Genomic DNA, 4,880 nt, shown 5'->3' on the forward strand with positions numbered 1-4,880 from the left:
GACCCCGCCGCACTCCGCCCCTGGCTGGCCGCCCTGGCCCGCGAGGCGGAGTTCGTGCGCGAGATGCAGGCCGCGGCCGCCGCCCGCGCCGTCAGCGGCGGGTGACCCGCACCGCGACCGGCAGCGCCAGCACGAGCAGCACGGCCAGCACCGCGTAGGACAGGTCCAGGCCCACCGCCGCCGCCACGACCCCCACCGCCAGCGCGCCGAGCCCGGTGCCGGCGTCGAAGGCGGCGTTCCAGACCGCGCTGGCCGTCGTCGTCCCCCGCTCCCCCGCCCGCGCCATGGCCACCACCAGCGTGGTGTTCTGCGATCCCCCGTACGCCACCCCGAACACCGCCGCGCCGGCGTAGACCAGCGCGTCGGTGTCCAGCCCGACGGCGAGCAGCACCAGTCCCAGCACGCCCAGCAGCAGGGCCGCGGGCAGCAGCACCCGGGTGCCGTGGCGGTCGGTGAGCACCCCGCCCGCCCAGCGGCACAGCGCCCCGGTCAGCCCGAACACCAGCAGCGCGACGGTCGCCACGACGCCGTCCGGCCGGGCGATGGGCAGGAAGGTGACCACGCCCGCCCCGGCCAGCGTGACGACCAGCAGCACGCCCGACGGCGGGGCCGCCGCCAGCACCGCCGGCCCGACCGGGTCCCCCGACGGGGCGGTCACCGCGCTGGGCACCGCCCGGACCAGCCCGCGCACCGCGAGCAGGCCCAGCAGCGGCAGCGTCGCCACGGCCACGACGAGCGGGAACCGGTCGCCGAGCACCAGCGCCACCCCGCCGGGCGTGGCGACCAGCGTGGGCAGCCCCAGGGCGAGCCCGTACAGGCCGAGGGACTCCCCCCGGCGGGACGGCGGCACCACCCGCGCGGCGATCGTGGCCCCCAGGACCGTCAGCACGCCGAAGCCGGTGCCGCGCACCGCCGACACCGCGCACAGCCAGCCCACCCCGTCCCCGAGCAGGTACAGCGGTGCCGGACCGCCGATGGTCACCAGACCCCCGGCCAGCACGGGCCCCAGCCCGAACCGGCCCACCAGCCGCGGCACCGCCAGCTGGGTGAGCACGGTCGTGGCCAGGAAGACGGTGGTGACCAGGCCGGCCGCGGCCACCCCCGCCCCGCCGCGGACGGCGTAGGAGGGCAGGGCGGCCAGCGTCACCGCGTAGCTGGTGAACCCCAGCAGGGACGCCGCCAGCAGCGCCCGGACGGCGGGCACCCGCCACACCGGCCCCGTCTCGTGCACCCGCTGCTCGACCATCGCCCCCGCGATCCTGCCCTGCCCCCGATACCGTCGCGCCATGGCCGACACCGATGACCCGCCGACCACCGTCTCCGTCGTCGTGATGGGCGTGTCGGGCACCGGCAAGTCCACCGTCGGGGTCGGCATCGCGCAGGCGCTGGGGTGCGACTTCGTCGAGGGCGACGACCTGCACCCGGCGGCCAACGTCGAGAAGATGCGCTCGGGCACCCCGCTGGACGACGAGGACCGCTGGCCGTGGCTGCGCGCGGTGGCCGCCCGGGTCGGTGAGCACGAGGCCGCCGGGACCGACCTGGTCATCACCTGCTCGGCGCTCAAGCGCAGCTACCGCGACCTGCTGGTCGACGGCCACCCGTCGGTGTGGTTCGCCCACATCGACACCCCGCACGACGTGCTGGTGGAGCGGCTGCGCAAGCGGCGGGGCCACTACATGCCGGGCTCGCTGCTGGACAGCCAGCTGGCCACCCTGCAGCCGCTGGCCGCCGACGAGCCCGGCCACGCCTGGTCCGGGCAGGGCTCGGCGCAGCAGACGGTGGACGCACTCGTCCGCGAGCTGCGGCAGGAACGCCCTCAGCCCATGTAGGGGTACCGGTGGTCCCGCGGGGGCGCGAAGGTCTCCTTGATGACCCGGGTGCTCGTCCAGCGCTGCAGGTTCTGCGCGGCGCCGGCCTTGTCGTTGGTCCCCGAGGCCCGCGCACCACCGAAGGGCTGCTGGCCGACGACGGCGCCGGTGGGCTTGTCGTTGACGTAGAAGTTGCCCGCCGCGTTGCGCAGCACCCGGGTGATCCGCGCGATCGCGGCCCGGTCCTGGGCGATGACCGCGCCGGTGAGGGCGTAGGGCGCCACCGACTCCATCTGGGCGAGGACGGCGTCGTGGTCGGCGTCGTCGTAGACGTGCACCGCCAGCACCGGGCCGAAGAACTCGGTGCGGAACACGTCGTGCCCGGGGTCTGCGCCCTCGATGACCGTCGGCCGGACGAAGTACCCCTCGGAGTCGTCGGCGGTGCCGCCGGCCACGACGGTCAGCGCGTCGTCGGTGCGGGCCCGGTCCAGCACGCCGGACAGCCGGGAGAAGGACCTCGCGTCGATGACCGCGCCCAGGAAGTTCGAGAAGTCGGTGACCGGCCCCATCGGCAGCGAGTCCACCAGCCCGGCGAGGTCGTCGCGCAGCGTCGTCCACAGCGAGCGGGGCACGTAGGCGCGCGAGGCCGCCGAGCACTTCTGGCCCTGGTACTCGAACGCCCCGCGGACCAGCGCGGTGCGCAGCACCTCGAGGTCGGCCGAGGGGTGGGCGAAGACGAAGTCCTTGCCGCCGGTCTCGCCCACGATGCGCGGGTAGGTGCGGTAGTCGGCGATGTTCTGCCCCACCGTGCGCCACAGGTGCTGGAAGACCGCGGTCGAGCCGGTGAAGTGGATGCCGGCCAGGTCGCGGTCGGCGAGCACGACGTCGGAGACCGCGACGCCGTCGCCGGGCAGCATGTTGATGACCCCGTCGGGCAGGCCGGCGGCCTCGAGCAGCCGCATCAGCTGGTGCGCGGCGAACTGCTGGGTCGGCGAGGGCTTCCAGACCACGGTGTTGCCCATCAGCGCGGGCGCGGTGGGCAGGTTGCCGGCGATGGCGGTGAAGTTGAACGGGGTGATCGCGTAGACCACGCCCTCCAGCGGCCGGTGGTCGATGCGGTTCCACACACCGGGCGAGCTGACCGGCTGCTCGGCGTGGACCTGGCGGGCGAAGTGCACGTTGTAGCGCCAGAAGTCGGCCAGCTCGCAGGCGCTGTCGATCTCGGCCTGCTGCGCGGTCTTGGACTGCCCGAGCATGGTGGCGGCGTTGAGCGTCTGCCGCCACGGCCCGGCGAGCAGGTCGGCCGCCTTGAGGAAGACCGCGGCGCGGTCGTCCTGGGAGAGCTCGGCCCAGCCCGGCGCGGCGGCCTTCGCGGCGGCCAGCGCGTCGCGGGCGTCCTCGCCGGTGGCGTGCGCCGACGTCCCCAGGACCTGGGCGTGCGCGTGCGGGGCGACGACGTCGAAGGACGCGCCGCGGGCCATCCGCTGCCGGCCGCCGATCGTGGCGGTCAGCTCCTCCGGGGAACCGGCGAGGCGGGTGAGCTCGGCCTGCAGCTCCGCGCGCTCGGGCGAGCCCGGGGCGTAGTCGAGCACCGGCTCGTTGCGCGGGGCGGGGACCTGGGTGATGCCGTCCACGAGGAGTCAGCCCTTTCAGGAGGTCGTGACGAGGGAGCGGAGGAAGAACTGCAGGTTGGCCGGGCGCTCGGCCAGCCGGCGCATGAAGTAGCCGTACCAGTCGGCGCCGTAGGGCACGTAGGCGCGCACGGTGTGCCCCTCGCGGGCCAGCCGCTGCTGCTCGGCCGTCCGGATGCCGTAGAGCAGCTGGAACTCGTAGCTGTCGGCCGACCGGCCGGTCTCGCGCACCAGCTCCAGCACCCGGCTGATCATGGCGGGGTCGTGCGTGCCGGCCATCGGGTAGCCCGCACCCCGGACGAGCACGTCCAGGCAGCGGCGGTAGGCGGCGTCCACCTCGGCCTTGTCGGTGAAGGCGACGGTCCGCGGCTCGGCGTAGGCGCCCTTGACCAGCCGCACCCGGGAGCCGGCGACGGCCAGGTCGTGCGCGTCGGCCTCGGTGCGGTGCAGCGCGGCCTGCAGGACCGCGCCGGTGCCCGGGTGGTCGCGGCGCAGCTCGGCCAGGACGGCGAGGTTGGAGTCGACCGTGGTGTGGTCCTCCATGTCGAGGGTGACCGTGGTGCCCAGCGCGGTGGCGGCCTCGGCGACCGGGCGGACCAGCTCCAGCGCGAGGTCGTGCCCGCCGGGCAGCGCCTGGCCGAAGGCCGACAGCTTCACCGACACCTCGGCGGCCGGGCCCAGCTGCAGCGGCGCGAGCCCGTCGAGCAGGGCCAGGTAGGCGTCGCGGGAGGCCACGGCCTCGGCCCGGGAGGTGATGTCCTCGCCCAGGTGGTCCAGGGTGACGGCGATGCCGTCGGCCTGCAGCGCCCGGACGGCGGCGAGCGCGTCGGGCAGCTGCTCCCCGGCGACGAACCGGTCGACGACCCGGCGGGTCACCGGGGTGCCGACGACGGCGCGGCGCAGGCCGGGACGGCGGGACGCGACGAGCAGGGCCTGACCGAGCACGGTGACCTCCGGGGAGCAGCGGGTGGGTGCAACCTAGGAGTGAGGTGGCTGCCGTCACCACGGACAGCTGTCGGGACTCGTTCGTACGATCGTCTGATGCGCGACGACCTGCAGGACATCGTGGACGAGGTGTCCCGGCTGCTCGGCGCGCCCGCGACGCTGGAGGACCCCGACTTCACGCTGCTGGCCTTCTGCGCCCAGGGCGAGGACGCGCTGACCGGTCTGGACGCCGTCCGCACCCGCTCGATCTTGACGCGTGGCTCACCCGCCGCGACCCGCCGCTGGTTCGGCGACTTCGGCATCGACCGGGCGACCGCCCCGCTGCGCACGCCGGCCGACCCCGCCGCCGGGATCCTCACCCGGCTGTGCCTGCCGGTGCGCCACCGCGGCCGGCTCCACGGGTGGCTGTGGCTGCTCGACGAGGGCCGCACCGACCTCGAGGCCGCGGACCCGCCGGGCCTGGCGGAGGCCGTCGCGCTGGCCGACCGGGCCGGGG

4 protein-coding genes and 1 pseudogene are annotated in these 4,880 nt (G+C 75.5%); 2 read left to right on the plus strand and 3 right to left on the minus strand.

Translation table 11 applies throughout. The annotated features are described in order from the left end of the window. Positions 1-91 precede the first annotated feature (91 nt). Positions 92-1,246 carry an MFS transporter gene (locus NH342_RS21985; protein WP_253018327.1) on the minus strand — a complete coding sequence of 385 codons (1,155 nt, stop codon included), beginning with the start codon at positions 1,244-1,246 and terminating at the stop codon, positions 92-94. Between the two features lie 40 nt (positions 1,247-1,286). On the opposite strand from NH342_RS21985, the gene NH342_RS21990 reads away from it, so the two are divergent. Beyond that, the gene (locus NH342_RS21990) at positions 1,287-1,829 is read left to right on the plus strand and encodes a gluconokinase (RefSeq protein WP_253018329.1); all 543 of its coding nucleotides are present in this window, start codon (positions 1,287-1,289) and stop codon (positions 1,827-1,829) included. Here NH342_RS21990 and pruA read toward each other — a convergent pair. Together pruA and NH342_RS22000 are read right to left on the minus strand one after the other, a co-directional pair. Continuing rightward, complete coding sequence (gene pruA, locus NH342_RS21995; protein WP_253018331.1) at positions 1,817-3,442, minus strand: L-glutamate gamma-semialdehyde dehydrogenase; 1,626 nt, start codon at positions 3,440-3,442, stop codon at positions 1,817-1,819. The two genes, NH342_RS21990 and pruA, sit on opposite strands and share 13 nt — an antisense overlap. Before the next feature lie 15 nt (positions 3,443-3,457). Continuing rightward, the gene (locus tag NH342_RS22000) at positions 3,458-4,384 is read right to left on the minus strand and encodes a proline dehydrogenase family protein (RefSeq protein WP_253018333.1); all 927 of its coding nucleotides are present in this window, start codon (positions 4,382-4,384) and stop codon (positions 3,458-3,460) included. Between the two features lie 96 nt (positions 4,385-4,480). On the opposite strand from NH342_RS22000, the pseudogene NH342_RS22005 reads away from it, so the two are divergent. Continuing rightward, a pseudogene (locus tag NH342_RS22005) lies at positions 4,481-4,880 on the plus strand (PucR family transcriptional regulator); the annotation flags it as partial.

The sequence above is a fragment of the Klenkia sp. PcliD-1-E genome, assembly GCF_024124375.1.
Lineage (GTDB): Bacteria > Actinomycetota > Actinomycetes > Mycobacteriales > Geodermatophilaceae > Klenkia.